Source organism: Vreelandella sp. 21, from assembly GCF_050995515.1.
Taxonomy (GTDB): Bacteria; Pseudomonadota; Gammaproteobacteria; order Pseudomonadales; family Halomonadaceae; genus Vreelandella; species Vreelandella alkaliphila.
Genome location: NZ_CP194673.1, coordinates 753,062 through 770,589, shown reverse-complemented (window position 1 = coordinate 770,589; position 17,528 = coordinate 753,062). Strand labels below are relative to the sequence as shown.

Here is a 17,528-nt window from a genome sequence, read left to right as displayed (position 1 = left end):
TTCGAATTTGGCGCGCCCGGGAGGATTCGAACCTCCGACCCCCTGATTCGTAGTCAGGTACTCTATCCAGCTGAGCTACGGGCGCTTAACAGTTTTTAACATCACTTACGTGAGCAAAAACATAGTAACATCAATAACTTCTAAATTCAAGCTGGCGCGCCCGGGAGGATTCGAACCTCCGACCCCCTGATTCGTAGTCAGGTACTCTATCCAGCTGAGCTACGGGCGCTTATCCAAATTGATGTTGCTTTATGCAGTTGGCGGAGAGAGAGGGATTCGAACCCTCGATAGGGCTATAAACCCTATACTCCCTTAGCAGGGGAGCGCCTTCAGCCACTCGGCCACCTCTCCTCAACGGCACGGCGCGAATATTACCGATTTTGATGACTGCTGTCCAGTCTTATGCCGATTTTTTTTCGCACCGCCCCGCAGTTACCGCTTAAGCGCCCTGTAATGAGCGCAGCACAAACGGCCATTTACTCAGATTCGCTTTCGCTGTTGCGTTCACGCTGAATGCGCTGGTAAATCTCTTCGCGGTGAACCGCCACGTCTTTTGGTGCGTTAACACCAATGCGCACTTGATTACCTTTCACACCTAGCACTGTAACGGTGATTTCATCACCTATCATCAGTGTTTCGCCGACACGGCGGGTTAGGATGAGCATGGCTGATCTCCTTCTCAGACGTTTTATACAACGGGATGTGTCCGCTCAAAGCGGCACCACGCTATTATGCGGCATGGTGCCGCCACCACCAATGGCTCAAGCCCCTATGACACCTTAACCTCCCGTTGAAAGGAAGCTCACCACCACACGGCAGCAAGTCCTCTTCAGCGTAGAAGGTTTAGCGCATAATTGTTATTCAGATTCGATATCAGACTTATCTAAACCGAATGCTTTGTGCAAGGCGTTAACCGCAAGCTCCATATGCTTTTCATCAATGACAACGGAAATTTTAATTTCCGAGGTTGAAACCATACGGATATTGACGTTTTCATCTGCCAAAACACGAAACATTTTAGAAGCAACACCGGCATGAGAGCGCATACCAACCCCTACAAGCGATACTTTTGCAATGTTGTCATCGCCACGTAGTTCGCCGCCGCCCAAGTCAGGAATTACTGTCTCTTCAAGCAATTTCTTCGTTGCTTTGTAATCGCCTTTGGCTACCGTAAAGGTGAAGTCAGTGTAATCACCAGCAGGTGCTACGTTTTGCACAATCATATCGACTTCGATATTGGCATCGGCGATAGGACCAAGAATACGCGACGCTACACCTGGCACATCAGGCGTATTCAACAGGGTTAATTTAGCTTCATTTTTAGTAAAAGCGATACCGGAGATTAGCGGTTCTTCCATAGAGTCCTCGTCTTGGTCTGCGTCTGCAACAATTAGAGTGCCGGGGCCATCTTCAAAGCTCGACAGCACGCGAAGTGGTACGTTGTACTTACCAGCAAATTCGACGGCGCGAATCTGTAGAACTTTGGAGCCTAGGCTTGCGAGCTCAAGCATTTCTTCGACGGTAATGCTCTCAAGGCGCTGAGCCTTGGAACACACGCGAGGGTCAGTGGTGTAAACACCATCAACATCGGTGTATATCTGGCACTCATCAGCACCAAGCGCTGCAGCAAGCGCAACACCCGTGGTATCTGAACCACCACGTCCAAGCGTCGTAATGTTGCCGTCTTCATCAACACCTTGGAAACCAGCCACCACAACTACTTTCCCGTCATCAAGATCAGATTTCAGGTCATCAGTTTCAATGCGCTGAATACGCGCTTTGGTGTAGGCGCTATCGGTATGAATGCCGACTTGGGCACCCGTATGGGAAGTGGCAGAAACTCCAATTTGCTGAAGCGCCATTGCCAACAGCGAAATAGTTACCTGCTCACCGGTAGAGAGCAGCATATCCATTTCGCGTGGTGCTGGGTCTTCATTGATTGCGTTTGCCATATCGGTCAGGCGATTGGTCTCTCCGCTCATCGCGGACACCACCACTACAACTTGGTGGCCTTGGTCGCGAAAGCCTTTAACCTTTTCCGCCACGGCCTTGATACGGTCGACAGAGCCCACCGAGGTGCCGCCGAACTTCTGTACGTATAATGCCATATGCCGTTTTTTCCTATAGGTTCGGGAATGGAGAGTGAGTATTGTTATTACTATTTAACAAAAAGCCGGTAGCAAATAGTGCCACCGGCCTTTGTAATTAGCTAAGCGTATTTTCCAACCAAGCCGGTACGCTGCTTAATGCCGCAGGCAAGGCATCAGGTAAACTTCCACCCGCTTGAGCCATATCTGGGCGGCCACCACCTTTACCGCCTACTTGCGAAGCGACATGATTAACTAGCTCACCTGCCTTAACGCGACCCACTAAGTCTTGGGTAACCCCGGCAATCAAGCTCACTTTACCTGCCGCAGTATCCGCAACCCCAAGCAAGATGACGCCAGAGCCAAGCTTGTTTTTCAGCTGATCAAGTACGCCACGCAACTCTTTACCGGAAACACCCTCAAGTTGGGTGACTAGTAAATTAATACCGTTAATTTCTTGCACCTGGCTAAGCATGTCACTGCCCGCAGCGCTTGCCAGCTTCGCTTTCAGTTGCTCAAGTTCTTTTTCCAGCGCACGGTTACGCTCAACCAGTGATTCAACCCGAGCTTCCACTTGCTCGGGTTTGGTTTTCAGTCGCTCACCTAACCGCTGAACACGCGCCTCCTGCTCACGGAAATAAGCCAGCGCATTTTCACCGGTAATCGCCTCAATACGACGCACGCCAGAAGCGATACCTACTTCGCTCACCACATGGCAACAACCAATATCGCCGCTTCGGTTCACGTGAGTACCACCGCACAGCTCGATAGAGAAGTCGTCAGCACCAATGGTCAATACCCGCACGTTATCAGCATACTTTGCTTCAAACAGCGCGGCAGCCCCTTTGGCTTTTGCTTCTGCGAGGCTCATCTGCTCTGTCTTGGTCGGTGCATTCGCTAAGATCTGCTCATTTACCAGACGCTCAACTTCCGCTAATTGCTCTACGGTCATCGGCTCGAAGTGGCTAAAGTCAAAGCGCAGGCGCTCTGCGTTTACCAGTGAGCCTTTTTGCTGAACATGGTCACCCAGCACCATACGCAGTGCTTTATGCAGCAAGTGAGTCGCCGAGTGATTACGGATGGTCGCGCTACGCAAGCTGGCATCCACCTCGCCTCGCACGTTAGCGCCGACGCTCAGCGCGCCATCGACCATAATCCCCTGGTGAAGGTGGTGGCCACTCTGTTTCTGCGTGTCGGTTACCTGGAAGCGACCGCCATCAACATATAAGTAACCGGTGTCGCCCACCTGGCCGCCCGATTCACCATAGAATGGCGTACGGTCCAGTACAACGGTGCCTTTCTGGCCAGCTTCCAGAGCCGCTAACGCATTACCTTCGCTATCCACGATGGCAGTAACTGTCGCTTGGTCGGCCAGGTGTTCGTAACCGGTAAACTGGGTTTCCCCCTCCAGGTCAATAGCAGCGCTGTAGTCAGCGCCAAACTGGCTGGCCGCCCGCGCACGTTCACGTTGCGCTTCTAACTCGCGCTGAAAACCGGCTTCATCCAGTGTGACTTCACGCTCACGGCATACATCCGCCGTCAGGTCGAAGGGGAAACCGTAAGTATCGTAAAGCTTGAAGACGGTTTCGCCAGGTAGCACGTCACCCTGTAGCTCTTCAAGCGCCGCATTCAATAGCCCCATGCCGTGGTCCAGCGTGCGAGCAAACTGCTCTTCTTCTTTAAGCAGCACGCGGGTAATTTGTTCACTCGCTTCACGCAATTCAGGATAGGCGTCGCCCATCTCAGCATCTAGTGCGGTTACCAGCTTGTGGAAAAACGGCTCGGAAGCACCCAGTTTATGCCCATGGCGAATCGCCCGGCGAATAATCCGACGTAGCACATAGCCGCGCCCTTCGTTGGAAGGCAGAACGCCGTCTGTAATCAAGAAGGCACAAGAGCGAATATGGTCGGCAATCACGCGTAACGAAGGCGTCGTGGTGTCACCATGGCCTGTCGCTTCAGCAGCAGCTTTCAGCAGGTTTTGGAACAGGTCGATCTCGTAGTTGGAGTGAACGCCCTGCATTACAGCAGCCACCCGCTCCAAGCCCATTCCCGTATCGATGGAAGGCTTAGGCAGCGGATTCAATGTTCCAGCGGCATCACGATCGAACTGCATGAACACTAGGTTCCAGATTTCGATGTAGCGATCGCCATCTTCTTCAGGGCTGCCAGGCGGGCCGCCCCATACTTCCGGACCATGATCAAAAAAGATTTCAGAGCTGGGGCCACAAGGACCGGTGTCGCCCATTTGCCAGAAATTATCTTCATCAAGCTTTGAGAAACGCTCAGGGTCAATGCCGATATCATCTTTCCAGATACGCTCTGCTTCGTCGTCACTGATATGCACCGTTACCCAGAGCTTCTCTTTGGGCAGGCCCAGCGTTTCCGTCAGAAATGTCCAGGCAAAGCGAATGGCATCACGCTTAAAGTAGTCACCAAAGCTGAAGTTACCCAACATTTCAAAAAACGTGTGGTGACGCGCCGTGTAGCCAACGTTATCTAGATCGTTGTGCTTACCGCCAGCACGCACGCAGCGCTGGGCTGACGTGGCGCGTACATAGGGTCGCGGGTCACGGCCAAGAAAAACGTCTTTGAAGGGCACCATGCCTGCATTGGTGAAGAGCAGCGTCGGGTCATTGCCCGGCACTAGAGAGCTGGTGGGCACAATAGTATGCCCCTGCTTTTCAAAAAAAGATAAAAAGGCCTGTCTGATCTCTGCGCTTTTCATAGGGTATCCGTGACAAGAAAGCATGATGCCCCAGGGCGCTATCGCCGCCACCCGCTGGGGTCGCAAAAGGGACATTATAACGCAGTTGTCAAACGACTAAAGCCGCAGTTAGTGGCAGAACTAAAACAGTGGGTGAAAAAACACCCGGAGAAGGCTTATATAAGGGGAGCTACAAGCAAGACAACGCGTAGCGGATTTGCTCAAAATTAAAGCCGCGTGTGGCGAGAAAACGTTCGCGTTTAGCACGCTCTTTGGGAGTATCACCTGGCGAGGAAAAGCGCCGAGCCAAGGTATCACGGGCTAGCTCAAACCAATCTACGGCTTCGCGCTCTTCTACTGCGGCAAAAGCCATCGTTGACGTTTCTTGATCTACGCCCCGCTGGCGCAGTTCACCCTTAATGCGAATAACCCCTTGCCCACGAAGAATCCGCGAACGTATAAAGCTTTCAGCAAAACGTTCATCGGACTGTAAATTCTGCTCTTCTAAGCTATTCAGACAGACATCAATCTCATCAGGCTGAAATGATTTTTGCTGCAACTTGCGCGCTAGCTCAGCGCGAGAGTACTCGCGCCGAGACAGCATTTGAATCGCCACTTCACGCGGCGTTAACTCACTACTGGGGGGGAACATACTGTTCTCTCAACGGTTAGAAGAGTGCGTCAATTCGCTCACTGATCAATGGCCAATTGGCGTCCTTTTCGGACACGACTGTGGGCGGGATAGGCCATTCGATCGCGAGACGCTCATCATTATAGCGCAAACCGCTTTCAGCCTCGGGATGATAGGCAGCCGACACCAGATAGCTAACTTCAACATCATCGGTCAGCGTCTGAAAGGAGTGCGCAAAGCCTGGCGGCACATAAAGCTGATACCGATTGGCCTCGGTCAGCTCGAACAGCTGATAGTGCAGGTAGGTTTCTGAGTCTTCACGAATATCCACAATGACGTCAACAATGCTCCCCCGGAGGCAGCGCACCAGCTTGGCTTCAGCGTGCGGCTCTCGCTGGTAATGCAGCCCCCTCAGAGTGCCTCTCTTGGCTGAGAACGAAGTATTCTGCTGTACAAAATCGCCCAGCAAACCATGGCGCTCAAACTCCGCACGGCACATAGTCCGAGCAAAAAAACCCCGCTCATCACCATGAGCCTCAAGCTCTATCAGCTTGGCATCCTTGAGTTTCGTTTGATGAAATAGCATGGCTTACTCCACAAAAGTAGCGGCGGTGCCAGATAGGGGTTCCAAGGCAAACATGGCTTCTTGTTCAGCATACAGACGATCGATCAAGCGCAATGGTGGAATAACCACATCATCGAAGGTCAGTGCCTTGTCCTTTTCCACACGACCAGCCACCTGACACCCTAGTGCTAGACCGATAGGTAGTAGCCGTTCACGCCTTATCACCTCTATATTTTCAGCCATGCCGTAGACCTCGAATCCGCCGAGCTCTTCGATTTTATCGCCCTCATGCAAGGTCTTCTTGGCCATAGCGATCACACCCACCCTTGAGCCGCCTAAAGGAGATAAAACCGGATCACGGAACAACACTGCTCGCGCAACGGACGTAGGCACTTCAAAATGACAAAGGTGATAAGGCGTTGAAAAGCAGTAATACGGCCCTTCTCCCATTTTATAGAGCTCGAGATAATGCCGCTGACGGGGATTATCGATGGTACCCAGCACGAACACACCCGGCCCAGGCCGTGCTCCCACAACGTAATCCACCAGCCCCGGCCCTGCCGGATCAAGATAGGGCTCAAACGCTGACATCGTCTCCTCGATAGGTACTAAGGGTCCACCAGGCACACCACCGGAAAAATCAGGACCAAGCATGCCGCGTTGAGCGACTCGCATGCCGGTACCATTGGCGACAATCGCCTGTTCAAACGAAATCTTGGTGCCATCGGCAAAAGACGCCACCATCGCCGCCTTCTGTCCCCAGCGTTTAGCAAAACTTTCCTGGGTAGCCGGATTGCGATAAGGGTCATGCAGTCCCTTGATGTTGCCACACAGCACAGGCTTGACACCCAGCCCGGCGACAAAGCGATAGAGATTCATCTGTACGCCTGGTTGGTCACCATCGGCAAAACTATAGATAACGCCTGCAGCATCAGCCTTCACTTTTAAAATAGGGCCGATCGTGCCGTCGAGTTCCGCATTCATTTGAATGACGTCTTTACCACTTTCAAGTGCCGCCAGCACGACATGTGCGGCGAACTCCAACGAACCGGTTACCTCGATGATCGCATCCAATCCTTCCGCGCGAGCCAGAGCCACAGCATTCTCAGTAACTGCCGCTCGCCCCGCTGCAATCGCCATTTCAAGCTCCTGCTGAGTGTCACAGGCGATTGGTTCAATATCGGCTTGTTGATAGACCTTGACCGCAGCATCCAGGTGACGATTGGCAATAGCGCAAAGACGCATTCCCGCTGTTGCCGTCATAATCTGTAGGCCGATCCCCCTCGCTTGGAACCCGGCGCCTATCATTCCTACTCGAATGGGATTGCCTTGAGCTTCTCGCTTGGCAAGTGCTGTATCAACGATAATCATCGGAGATTCATTCCTTCCAAAGCTTCCAGGGAGCGCTTTCCGCCCAAGCGGCCTCAAGCACCATCTTGTCCCGCAGAGTATCCATGCTTTGCCAGTATCCGTTGTGATGGAAGTATCCCAACCTGCCCATTTCAATCATTCGCTGCATGGGCTCATTTTCCCATACGGTCTGGCTATCGTTAATCGTCTCGAATACTTCCGGTTCACAGACGAAAAAGCCGCCGTTGATCAGGCCACCATCTATTTCTCCCTTTTCGCGAAAGCCTTCCACCTGATTATTGCCTTCTTGCAAGCGCAGCGCACCATAGCGGCCCGGCTGCGTTACTGCCGTCAGGGTGCACCAATTTTTTGAGGCCAGATGAGAATCGATCAATGCTGTAATATTCAGGTCGCTCAGCCCATCGCCATAGGTCAAGCAGAAAGGCTCATCCGCCAGTAAATGCATGGCCTTCTTAAGCCGTCCACCTGTCATGGCATCGGCGCCGGTATCCAGCACGGTGACTTTCCAGTCATCGTTCACGCTTTGAAGCCAGGCGACTTTGCCTGTTTTCAGATCAATGGTGTAGTCGGTTCGATTACCGCGATAATTGAGAAAGTAGTCGCGAATATACTCAACCTTATAGCCACCCAGCACGACGAATTCCTTCAAGCCGTGATGGGCATACATTTTCATGATATGCCAAAGAATCGGTCGCCCTCCTACTTCCACCATAGGCTTTGGACGAATCGCCGTTTCTTCACTCAAACGCGTGCCAAACCCTCCCGCAAAAATTGCAACTTTCATGGCTTAGCCTCCATTTCAGGCATCGAAGTAACCGAGGAAGAGCCCAGCGAAGCAGTGGGAGTCACTCCATTACGAATTTGCCAACTCAGGTTCTCGGACAGGCGCCCCTCGTCGATATGCGCTTGTAGCGCATGCAGACGCACATAGCGTGAGGTTCGGAATTGGGCATCAGTAAACTTCATGCCTTTTAGCCCATTAACCACCCCCATTATCGAATCCAAAAGTGTCATTTTTGGCTGATGTTCAGGTGCTAACTTAGCGAATAGGCTGAAATCTACTTGGTAGGAACGGCTGTCCGCCGGTGCTTGGGTATTGATACTCAGAGTGGTACCAGGAATTGCCTGGGCAACCGCCGTCGCTAGATCCCGCACCTGATGGTTGCGTTCGTTAGAGCCGGTATTGATATTGAGGATGCGCCCCCCATTTTCGGGCTTACGCTGTATCGCCCAACTAATGGCCCTTGCCATGTCGGAGACATCGATCAAGGGTCGCCAGGGTGACCCATCGCTAAGCACGGTAATATGCTGCTGGCTAAGCGCGCAGGCAACAAAATCATTGAGCACTAAATCCAGGCGTAGACGTTCCGACATTCCACAAGCAGTCGCAAAGCGTAAACTAGTAATCACCATGTCCCCCTCGATGCCCGCCAAGGCTTCTTCTGCGGCAATTTTCGAACAGGCGTAGGCGGTAACCGGAGCCACAGCATCTGCTTCACAACGCGGCGCACCGAGAGCAATGCCATAAATACTGCAACTCGAAGCAAACACGAAGTTTTCTACTCCCGCTTGAGCCGCTGCTTTGGCCATGGCCACCGTAGCGTATTGATTGACTTCAGCCGTTACGGCAGCGAAACGGTCTCCCATAGGATCATTGGAGATAGCAGCCAGTTGCACCACGGCCGTGTAGCCTTCAAAAAAACCAGCAGGAATATCCCTAACGTCGCCCAAAAACTGTTGGGCGAGATAACGCTCAGGAAGGAAATCTGCTCCCGTGAGGCAGTGCGCGAAATAGGCATTGTCGTAACCATGAAGAGTGGCAGATGGATAGCGTGCGGCTAACTCTCTTACCAGTACGGAGCCGACGTACCCCATATTGCCCACGATCAAGATTTTCAAAATATCACCCCATCATTTAGCGCCTGAGCGTCATTAAACCAAGTGTTTTTATGACCCTGTCTTAAAGCTGCTTTTATTTTTTATCCTGGTTTTTTTCTTCACGTCAGCTTGCTCTTGGCATAGCTGGTCTAACCTCCACGTGGAAGTTTGCATTTTTTCGATAGGTGTATCTGCAGCTTCAGGCTCAGGATAAAACCACAAACTTTCTAACATTCCATGCAGAACTATCTTGGCCTTACGGATTTCACCTCTAAATAAAAGTATAAAAAACAACCGAGAAACTCGATAAACCTCTGAAATCATAAGGTAGCGATAATTAGGGAAATGGCGATACTTACGAGCGATATAAATTTTATTTCGAATAAAGTACCGGTATAACCTAAAACGCGCTGGATTAGTTTCATTAAGAATACTGATAGGACCATTTTCTTGGCGTAAATGTTGTACTTTACTCATACCAACAACATAACCGGGGCTGTCTTGAGTGACTCTTAAGGTAAATTCACTATCTTCCCCCCAGATGAACATCGCGGTTATTGGCAGGCCATGTTGCGCCAAGGTAGTCCGCGGCAGCAGTATTGAAACGAAAGTAGCGCGATGCACAGCCACTACACCCAGTTCAAGCAACTCGTGCCAGTCTCGATAACCAATGGCATTTTTCAAAGGACTAATAATAGGAGTATTAGTAACCAGCCCATTTTCAGTGAAGGCCTGAGAAAGAAGAAAAGCTGGTTTTTTTCCTTTATCTTTAAGCGCTTCATCGGCTAATAACAAGAAGTGAAGTGCGTCTGAATCAGGTATGACATCATCGTCCATTGTCCAAATAAAATCGGCACCCTCTTGATAGGCGAGATGCATACCTGCATTAAATCCCCCAGAGGCGCCAATATTATCCTTAAGCACATGTACCATAAGACCAGGGTAACTGCTTTCGGACAACATCTTTTGGGTACCATCACTGCTTGCATTATCAATGACGATGACACGATCGCAAGAGCGGCACTGGGAATACACTGCATCGAGACATCGCTTCAGTAGTTCCTTTCGATTATAAGTAAGGATTACCGCGAATACTTTATGCATAGCACACTTCCCCAAAGATGAGCTTTTTCTTTTCGCGATAAAGGTTAGCCTTTAAACTTAACCACCAGGCTCTCCATCATATGAAAAGTTATATTTCATTCTTTTATAATTATATAAGCAGCCCCTAACCTACAATCACCGAACGCTCCGTCATAGAAACGTAGTAGCAACGGCAAAAGTTACAATCTGAAACCTAACGACATTAAAAGTTACATTTAAAAATAAGCGACATGTTTTTTTCTGTCAAGCGCATGGCCAGATCAAAAATCTAGTTTGCAGTACCATTTTTCTCATGCAGAAAAGCAAAAGGGGCACCTTTTTAGGTACCCCTTTTTTCATGCTAAAAACACAGGCTAGGCTTTCGCCAAATTTAGCTTGCTACTGCAGGCAGCAAGCTCATCAGGCTGAAATGTTTTTTTTGGTGTAACTTGCACACTAGCTCAGCGCGAGAGTACTCGCGCCGAGACAGTATTTGAATCGCCACTTCACACGGCGTTAACTCAACAGCTTAAAAAAACAGCATCATAAAGAGGCTTACAGCAAATCATCATCGCTCTCAGCTGCAACATCTGCCTCTGGGGCTTCTTCTTTTTTTGCATCCGGCGGAGCAAGCAGCTGAGCTCGGATTTGCGCTTCAATCTCTTCCATGGTCTCAGGATGCTCTTCTAAATACTGAGCTGCATTGGCTTTGCCCTGACCAATCTTTTTGCCTTTGTAGCTGTACCACGCGCCCGCCTTGTCTACCAAGCTGCACTGCACGCCCAGGTCGATCACCTCGCCCGCATGGTAGATACCCTTACCGTAGAGAATTTGGAACTCTGCCTGACGGAATGGCGGCGCCACTTTGTTTTTAACTACCTTCACACGGGTTTCGTTACCAGTAACTTCATCACCCGATTTTACTGAGCCTGTACGCCGGATATCCAGGCGCACGCTGGCGTAGAATTTAAGCGCGTTACCGCCGGTCGTGGTTTCGGGCGAACCGAACATTACGCCGATCTTCATGCGGATCTGGTTGATAAACACCACTAAACAATTGGCGTTTTTGATATTACCGGTAATTTTACGCAATGCCTGAGACATTAAGCGTGCTTGAAGACCAACGTGGGAGTCGCCCATTTCGCCTTCGATTTCAGCACGCGGCGTTAATGCAGCCACGGAGTCGATCACGATCACATCTACCCCGCCAGACCGTACCAACATGTCGGTAATTTCCAGCGCTTGCTCACCGGTATCAGGCTGGGAAACCAGCAAGTCGTCTAGATTAACCCCTAGTTTTTCTGCATAGCTTGGGTCCAGAGCGTGCTCTGCATCGACGAACGCACATACTTTGCCCTGTTTTTGCGCCTGCGCAATGACTGACAGAGTCAGAGTCGTTTTACCCGATGACTCTGGGCCATAAATTTCACATACGCGCCCAAACGGCAACCCGCCGATACCAAGCGCGATATCAAGCCCCAGTGAACCGGTGGAGACAGACGGCATTATCACGCGCGGTGCATCGCCAAGGCGCATAACAGTCCCTTTACCAAACTGGCGATCAATCTGGCTAAGTGCAGCATTTAGCGCTTTGGTGCGGTTGTCATCCTGAGCCATGCAGAAATTCCTCATTACAAACTGTATAATTAGCCAGTAGTATGCCAAAGATTAGCGGCTAAACAAATCCTCAGCACCATATTTAATGTTTATTTCTTTTCACTGCCTTGGGCCTGGGCCATCAAGCGCGCAACTAGGCCTGCCAATGCTTCACGTACGGCTTGTTCGCGTACCGCCTGTCGGTCGCCGTGAAAGTGGAAACACGCTGCCTGTTGGCTTTCTGCACTGCCCCAGGAAAGCCATACGGTACCAACAGGCTTCTCTTGACTGCCACCATCAGGACCAGCCACTCCACTGACGGCAACCGCTAAATCAGCACCACTTGCTAAGCAAGCACCTTTAACCATTGCATTAACTACTTGCTCGCTGACCGCGCCATGGGCTTCGATAAGCGCCTCGGGCACATCCAACATACGCGCTTTAGCAGCATTGGAGTAGGTCACATAGCCTGCTGTAAAATACGCAGAGCTACCTGCCACAGAAGTAATTGCGCTGGCGATACCACCGCCTGTACAGGACTCTGCTGTGGAAACTTCAACCCCAAGCTGCTGACACAGCCTTCCCAAGCGTTGAGCGAGCAGTGATAGGTCAAGATTCTTCAGGCTTGAAACGCTAGGTGCCATGGTGACTCCTTCATGTGAGACCTCAGTTCAGCGTAGAATACCGTGTTTAACTTTCTCAAAGAAATTGCTCAAAGAAATTGCCCAAAGAAGTCGTTTAAAGTAACTGCCAAAGAACATGCCGCAAGCTGAGACTGCTTGCGCAACGCTCAACCAGGACGCCCATGTCACAGGCCAGCCCCGCTCATACGCCAATGATGGCGCAATATCTTAAGATCAAACGCGATCACCCCGAGGTACTTCTGTTTTACCGGATGGGGGATTTTTACGAGCTATTTTTCGATGACGCCAAGCGCGCCGCAATGCTGCTGGATATCACCCTTACCCAGCGCGGCCAGTCAGGTGGCAAACCTATTCCTATGGCAGGCGTGCCCTACCATAGCGCTGAAGGCTATTTAGCCCGCTTGGTGTCAGCCGGTGAATCCGTCGCTATCTGCGAGCAAATCGGCGACCCTGCCACCAGTAAAGGCCCCGTTGATCGACAAGTAGTACGCATTGTCACCCCTGGCACGCTTCACGATGAAGCCTTACTGGATGCTCGCCGAGATAACGTGCTGGTCGCCGTTGCACCCGGCAAAGACGGCTGGGGCCTTGCATGGCTGGAGCTTTCCAGTGGGCGCTTCAATGTTTTGGAAGTAGAAAGTGAAGCCGAGATGCAGGCAGAGCTAACCCGCCTGTCGCCCGCCGAACTGTTAGTGCCCGAAAGCTTAACACTGCCCGACGCATGGTCACAAAAGCGCAGCCTGCGGCGCCAAGGGGAGTGGCTGTTTGACTTAGACAGCGCCACGCGCAGCCTATGCGATCAATTTGAAGTCCAGGATTTACGCGGCTTTGGTTGCGCGCACTTAACCACCGCACTCATCGCGGCGGGTGTACTAATCGATTACGCCCGAGACACCCAACGTTCACGACTGCCCCACGTAACGGCCATTAGCGTCGAAAACCGTGATGATGCCGTAGTGATTGACGCGGCCAGTCGGCGTAATCTGGAAATTGATATTAATCTCGGCGGCAACAGCGATAACACCCTGGCCAGCGTGTTAGACACCTGCACCACCGCGATGGGTTCGCGATTACTAAAGCGCTGGCTTAACCGCCCGCTGCGCCAGCGTAACGTCGTGGAAGATCGTCACGCGGGCGTGGCGTTGCTCTCTATTGAAGCAGCCTACCTGCCGCTACGCGATACGTTGAGTGATGTAGGCGACGTCGAGCGCATCCTGGCTCGCGTCGCACTGTATAGCGCACGTCCCCGGGATTTGGCGCGCCTGCGCGACGCGCTGGTAACGCTACCCGCGCTTGAGCAATTGCTAAGCGAAATTGATAGCGGTAGCGCTATCGATAGTCTTAAACCTCACATTCGCCCCTACCCAGAAATAGCCGATACCTTAACTCGCGCATTGGTTGAGAATCCGCCCGTGGTGATTCGCGATGGCGGCGTGATTGCGAACGGCTTTGACGCCGAGCTAGATGAACACCGTGGCATGGCTGAAAACGCCGGTGAGTACTTAGTGCAGTTGGAGCTGCGCGAGCGCGAACGCACTGGCCTGGCCAATTTGAAAGTCGGCTATAACCGGGTTCATGGCTACTTTATTGAACTGCCTCGCTCTCAGGCTCAGCAGGCACCCGCCGACTACATCCGTCGTCAAACGCTAAAAAATGCTGAACGCTTTATTATTCCAGAACTTAAAGAGTTCGAAGACAAAGCACTCTCGGCCAAGTCCAGGGCCCTCACGCGTGAGAAATGGCTCTACGAGCGCCTGATGGGCGAGCTCAACGCGGCGCTTCACGCACTGCAAAACACCTCGCGGGCATTGGCTGAACTTGACGTGCTCTGCGCCTTTGCCGATCGTGCAGAGGCACTCAATTGGGTAAGGCCTCAGCTACGAGATGCCACTGGCCTTAGAATTACCGCTGGACGGCACCCTGTTGTCGAACATGTCAGCGACACACCCTTTGTACCCAACGATGTCACGCTAACACCTGATCAGCACATGTTGATTATCACCGGCCCCAACATGGGCGGTAAATCAACCTATATGCGCCAAACCGCGCTCATCGCACTGTTGGCTCATAGTGGCAGCTTCGTACCTGCTGATAGCGCTGAAATAGGCCCTGTAGATCGTATCTTTACCCGCATAGGCTCGTCAGATGATCTAGCGGGTGGTCGCTCTACATTTATGGTGGAAATGACCGAAACCGCTAATATTTTGCACAATGCTACTGAGCATAGCTTGGTATTAATGGACGAGATTGGTCGTGGTACCAGTACTTTTGACGGCCTTTCACTGGCCTGGGCAAGTGCTGAGTACCTAGCCGAAGCAAAGGCACTCACCCTATTTGCCACGCACTATTTTGAAATGACCGCGCTGCCGGAACAAGCAGAGGGTGTGGCAAACATTCACCTAACCGCCACTGAGCACGGCGACAGCATCGTGTTTATGCACCGCATCGAAGCTGGTCCTGCGAGCCAGAGCTATGGCTTACAGGTAGCCCAGTTGGCAGGTGTTCCCAACCATGTGATACGCAGAGCCCGTGAAAAGCTGATGGCCCTCGAGCAGCGCGATGTGGATGAGTTGCAGCGCCCAAGCGGCATTTCTACAGCACCGCAACAAAACGACTTGTTCGCCAGCGCACCGCACCCCGTGGTGGAAGCGTTAGGCAAAGCCGATGTAGACGATTTAACACCCCGCGAAGCGCTAGCGCTGCTATATCAGTGGCGAGAGCTACTGTAATGGTATGAAAGGAAAGCCATGAGCGCTTGCCGCCGCGTAAGGGCACCACTAGAATGTCGCCCATACTGTTTTATCTTATAAGAAACGGCCGATTTATAACCATTAACTATTGACCACGACCGGGAAGCTCCCGGTCCCGCAAGAGGGATAGCAAGATGACGTTTGTCGTTACCGAGAACTGCATCCAGTGTAAATACACCGACTGTGTTGAAGTCTGCCCGGTCGACTGCTTCTACGAAGGCCCCAACTTCCTGGTCATTCACCCAGACGAGTGTATTGACTGCGCCCTGTGTGAACCGGAGTGCCCCGCAGAAGCTATCTTCTCAGAAGATGAGCTACCTGATGGCCAAGAGCAGTTTATAGAAATTAATGCTGAATTAGCCGATGTATGGCCGAATATTGCCGAGAAAAAAGATCCGCTGCCCGATGCAGAAGAGTGGGACGGCAAAACAGGTAAGCTGGAAAAGCTCGAACGCTAATCTTAGAAGCTACGCATTTTCAGACCAGCGTTCGCGCTGGTTTTTTTTGTGTGCCACGGGCTGTGCACACAAAAAAAGGCGGCCCGTAGGCCGCCCGCTCCAAGCACTTCCTCTGACCACTCCCTGTGTCAAACTCCTCAGATACCATCCTTGCCAGAGCCCACATCACTGTGTCACCTAGCGTATCTGACCTGCATCCCGTTGCATCCTGCCTGAAGCATCCTTGCCTCCCCTGTCCTGAATGCATTGTGGCACAAAGCCATCACAACTCAAGCGACCAAAACGGCAACGGGCGAGCCACTGCGGCTCGCCCGTTATAAAAAACCCATAAAAATCAAAAATATAAGATAAAATAAAAAAGCATTTGAGCGATTAGCGCCGGCATTTGTAAGATATCTCTTACAAAATCTTGAGACATCTCTTACACGCCGACGCTCATTTTCGCTTACTGCCCTTTGATGGCTTTCAAGCCAGGGTAAGCCACATCACCCAATTCCGCTTCGATGACGAGCAGGCGGTTATATTTCGCGACGCGGTCAGAACGACACAGAGAGCCCGTTTTAATTTGGCCTGCACAGGTGCCCACGGCCAAATCGGCAATCGTCGTATCTTCAGTTTCACCACTACGGTGTGAAATAACCGCTGTAAAACCAGCGTCCTGGGCCATTTTGATCGCATCCAGCGTTTCTGACAGCGAGCCAATCTGGTTGAATTTGATCAGAATTGAATTACCAATTTGCTCGTCTATACCACGCTTAAGAATCTTGGTATTGGTAACAAACAAATCGTCGCCAACCAGCTGTACTTTGTCGCCCAGCTTGTCAGTCAGTGCTTTCCAGCCCGCCCAGTCTGATTCATCCATACCATCTTCGATGGAAACGATCGGATAGTCCGCACAAAGGCCTGCCAGGTAATCGGCAAACCCTTCGGCATCGTAGCTTTTACCTTCACCGGAAAGATTGTACTGGCCATCTTTGTAGAACTCGGAAGAGGCACAGTCTAGCGCCAAGGTAACGTCTTTACCCAGTGCGTAACCGGCATCAGCAACAGCTTGCTTAATGACCGCCAGGGCATCTGCGTTAGATGCCAAGTTAGGGGCAAAGCCGCCTTCGTCACCCACGGACGTAGAAAGGCCTTTAGCAGACAGTACTTTTTTTAGCGCGTGGAAAATTTCCGCACCCATGCGTAGGCCTTCACGGAAGTTTGCCGCGCCTACTGGCTGTACCATGAATTCCTGGATATCAACGTTATTATCGGCGTGCTCACCACCGTTAAGAATGTTCATCATCGGTACCGGCATGCTGTACTGCCCCGGCTGGCCATAAAGCTCGGCAATGTGCGCATATAACGGCACACCTTTAGCATTGGCAGCGGCTTTAGCCGCAGCCAGCGACACCGCCAGAATGGCATTCGCACCCAGATTCGCCTTATTTTCAGTGCCATCCAGGGCTAACATTGCGTCGTCCAGCCCACGCTGATCACGCGCATCCATTCCTAACAACGCAGCACTGATTTTGCCATTCACGGCCTCAACGGCTTTTAAAACGCCTTTGCCAAGGTAGCGTGTCTTGTCGCCATCGCGCAGCTCGAGCGCTTCGCGGGAGCCTGTAGAAGCGCCGCTTGGCGCACATGCTTCACCTACGGCGCCACTCTCCAGGCGAACCATGGCCTGAACGGTAGGGTTGCCGCGGGAATCGAGCACTTCTAGTGCGCTGATTTCAACAATTTTGGTCATAACAGTGTCCTTTGGTTGTCAGT

At 51.7% G+C, this 17,528-nt stretch carries 14 protein-coding genes and 3 tRNA genes; 2 read left to right on the top strand and 15 right to left on the bottom strand.

Features of this window, described 5'->3' with window-relative positions:
- Positions 1-8: 8 nt before the first annotated feature.
- The 14 genes from ACN06F_RS03550 to ACN06F_RS03485 form a co-directional block, all read right to left on the bottom strand.
- Positions 9-85, bottom strand: a tRNA-Arg gene (locus ACN06F_RS03550).
- 67 nt (positions 86-152) lie between these two features.
- Positions 153-229, bottom strand: a tRNA-Arg gene (locus ACN06F_RS03545).
- A gap of 29 nt (positions 230-258) precedes the next feature.
- Positions 259-351: transfer RNA gene (locus ACN06F_RS03540), tRNA-Ser, on the bottom strand.
- Between the two features lie 125 nt (positions 352-476).
- Positions 477-665, bottom strand: a complete 189-nt coding sequence (gene csrA / locus ACN06F_RS03535) for a carbon storage regulator CsrA (protein ID WP_009722197.1) — start codon at positions 663-665, stop codon at positions 477-479.
- Positions 666-857: 192 nt separating this feature from the next.
- On the bottom strand, positions 858-2,108 hold the full coding sequence (locus tag ACN06F_RS03530) for an aspartate kinase (RefSeq protein WP_038481678.1): 1,251 nt from the start codon (positions 2,106-2,108) through the stop codon (positions 858-860).
- Positions 2,109-2,205: 97 nt separating this feature from the next.
- Positions 2,206-4,815, bottom strand: coding sequence for an alanine--tRNA ligase (gene alaS, locus ACN06F_RS03525; RefSeq protein ID WP_038481675.1), 2,610 nt, complete (start codon positions 4,813-4,815; stop codon positions 2,206-2,208).
- A gap of 169 nt (positions 4,816-4,984) precedes the next feature.
- Entirely contained in the window at positions 4,985-5,446 is a 462-nt protein-coding gene (locus ACN06F_RS03520) for a regulatory protein RecX (protein ID WP_038481672.1), read from the bottom strand.
- Between the two features lie 16 nt (positions 5,447-5,462).
- A complete protein-coding gene (gene rfbC / locus ACN06F_RS03515; protein WP_038481670.1) occupies positions 5,463-6,011 on the bottom strand; it encodes a dTDP-4-dehydrorhamnose 3,5-epimerase in 549 nt (182 codons plus the stop codon).
- Between the two features lie 3 nt (positions 6,012-6,014).
- Entirely contained in the window at positions 6,015-7,361 is a 1,347-nt protein-coding gene (locus ACN06F_RS03510) for an NAD(P)H-dependent oxidoreductase (RefSeq protein WP_038481667.1), read from the bottom strand.
- A gap of 7 nt (positions 7,362-7,368) precedes the next feature.
- Entirely contained in the window at positions 7,369-8,145 is a 777-nt protein-coding gene (rfbF, locus tag ACN06F_RS03505) for a glucose-1-phosphate cytidylyltransferase (RefSeq protein WP_038481664.1), read from the bottom strand.
- On the bottom strand, positions 8,142-9,260 hold the full coding sequence (locus ACN06F_RS03500; protein WP_120385693.1) for an NAD-dependent epimerase/dehydratase family protein: 1,119 nt from the start codon (positions 9,258-9,260) through the stop codon (positions 8,142-8,144). Before ACN06F_RS03500 ends, rfbF begins: the two co-directional genes overlap by 4 nt.
- A gap of 48 nt (positions 9,261-9,308) precedes the next feature.
- A complete protein-coding gene (locus ACN06F_RS03495; RefSeq protein WP_084183659.1) occupies positions 9,309-10,343 on the bottom strand; it encodes a glycosyltransferase family 2 protein in 1,035 nt (344 codons plus the stop codon).
- 534 nt (positions 10,344-10,877) lie between these two features.
- Complete coding sequence (gene recA, locus ACN06F_RS03490; protein WP_038481661.1) at positions 10,878-11,939, bottom strand: recombinase RecA; 1,062 nt, start codon at positions 11,937-11,939, stop codon at positions 10,878-10,880.
- Positions 11,940-12,028: 89 nt separating this feature from the next.
- Complete coding sequence (locus ACN06F_RS03485) at positions 12,029-12,562, bottom strand: CinA family protein (RefSeq protein ID WP_038481658.1); 534 nt, start codon at positions 12,560-12,562, stop codon at positions 12,029-12,031.
- A 161-nt stretch (positions 12,563-12,723) separates the two neighbouring features.
- Here ACN06F_RS03485 and mutS point away from each other — a divergent pair, with 161 nt between their 5' ends.
- Positions 12,724-15,291 carry a DNA mismatch repair protein MutS gene (gene mutS / locus ACN06F_RS03480; protein WP_120385695.1) on the top strand — a complete coding sequence of 856 codons (2,568 nt, stop codon included), beginning with the start codon at positions 12,724-12,726 and terminating at the stop codon, positions 15,289-15,291.
- A 155-nt stretch (positions 15,292-15,446) separates the two neighbouring features.
- Complete coding sequence (gene fdxA / locus ACN06F_RS03475) at positions 15,447-15,770, top strand: ferredoxin FdxA (RefSeq protein ID WP_009722190.1); 324 nt, start codon at positions 15,447-15,449, stop codon at positions 15,768-15,770.
- 445 nt (positions 15,771-16,215) lie between these two features.
- Here the strand turns inward: fdxA and eno are convergent, their stop codons facing one another.
- The gene (gene eno, locus ACN06F_RS03470; protein WP_038481651.1) at positions 16,216-17,505 is read right to left on the bottom strand and encodes a phosphopyruvate hydratase; all 1,290 of its coding nucleotides are present in this window, start codon (positions 17,503-17,505) and stop codon (positions 16,216-16,218) included.
- Between the last annotated feature and the right edge of the window lie 23 nt (positions 17,506-17,528).

Excerpts from the sequence above, each read along its gene's own strand:
- csrA (WP_009722197.1), bottom strand. The coding sequence starts at position 665 with ATGCTCATCCTAACCCGCCGTGTCGGCGAAACACTGATGATAGGTGAT.
- ACN06F_RS03530 (WP_038481678.1), bottom strand. The coding sequence starts at position 2,108 with ATGGCATTATACGTACAGAAGTTCGGCGGCACCTCGGTGGGCTCTGTC.
- alaS (WP_038481675.1), bottom strand. The coding sequence starts at position 4,815 with ATGAAAAGCGCAGAGATCAGACAGGCCTTTTTATCTTTTTTTGAAAAG.
- ACN06F_RS03520 (WP_038481672.1), bottom strand. The coding sequence starts at position 5,446 with ATGTTCCCCCCCAGTAGTGAGTTAACGCCGCGTGAAGTGGCGATTCAA.
- rfbC (WP_038481670.1), bottom strand. The coding sequence starts at position 6,011 with ATGCTATTTCATCAAACGAAACTCAAGGATGCCAAGCTGATAGAGCTT.
- ACN06F_RS03510 (WP_038481667.1), bottom strand. The coding sequence starts at position 7,361 with ATGATTATCGTTGATACAGCACTTGCCAAGCGAGAAGCTCAAGGCAAT.
- rfbF (WP_038481664.1), bottom strand. The coding sequence starts at position 8,145 with ATGAAAGTTGCAATTTTTGCGGGAGGGTTTGGCACGCGTTTGAGTGAA.
- ACN06F_RS03495 (WP_084183659.1), bottom strand. The coding sequence starts at position 10,343 with ATGCATAAAGTATTCGCGGTAATCCTTACTTATAATCGAAAGGAACTA.
- recA (WP_038481661.1), bottom strand. The coding sequence starts at position 11,939 with ATGGCTCAGGATGACAACCGCACCAAAGCGCTAAATGCTGCACTTAGC.
- ACN06F_RS03485 (WP_038481658.1), bottom strand. The coding sequence starts at position 12,562 with ATGGCACCTAGCGTTTCAAGCCTGAAGAATCTTGACCTATCACTGCTC.
- mutS (WP_120385695.1), top strand. The coding sequence starts at position 12,724 with ATGTCACAGGCCAGCCCCGCTCATACGCCAATGATGGCGCAATATCTT.
- fdxA (WP_009722190.1), top strand. The coding sequence starts at position 15,447 with ATGACGTTTGTCGTTACCGAGAACTGCATCCAGTGTAAATACACCGAC.
- eno (WP_038481651.1), bottom strand. The coding sequence starts at position 17,505 with ATGACCAAAATTGTTGAAATCAGCGCACTAGAAGTGCTCGATTCCCGC.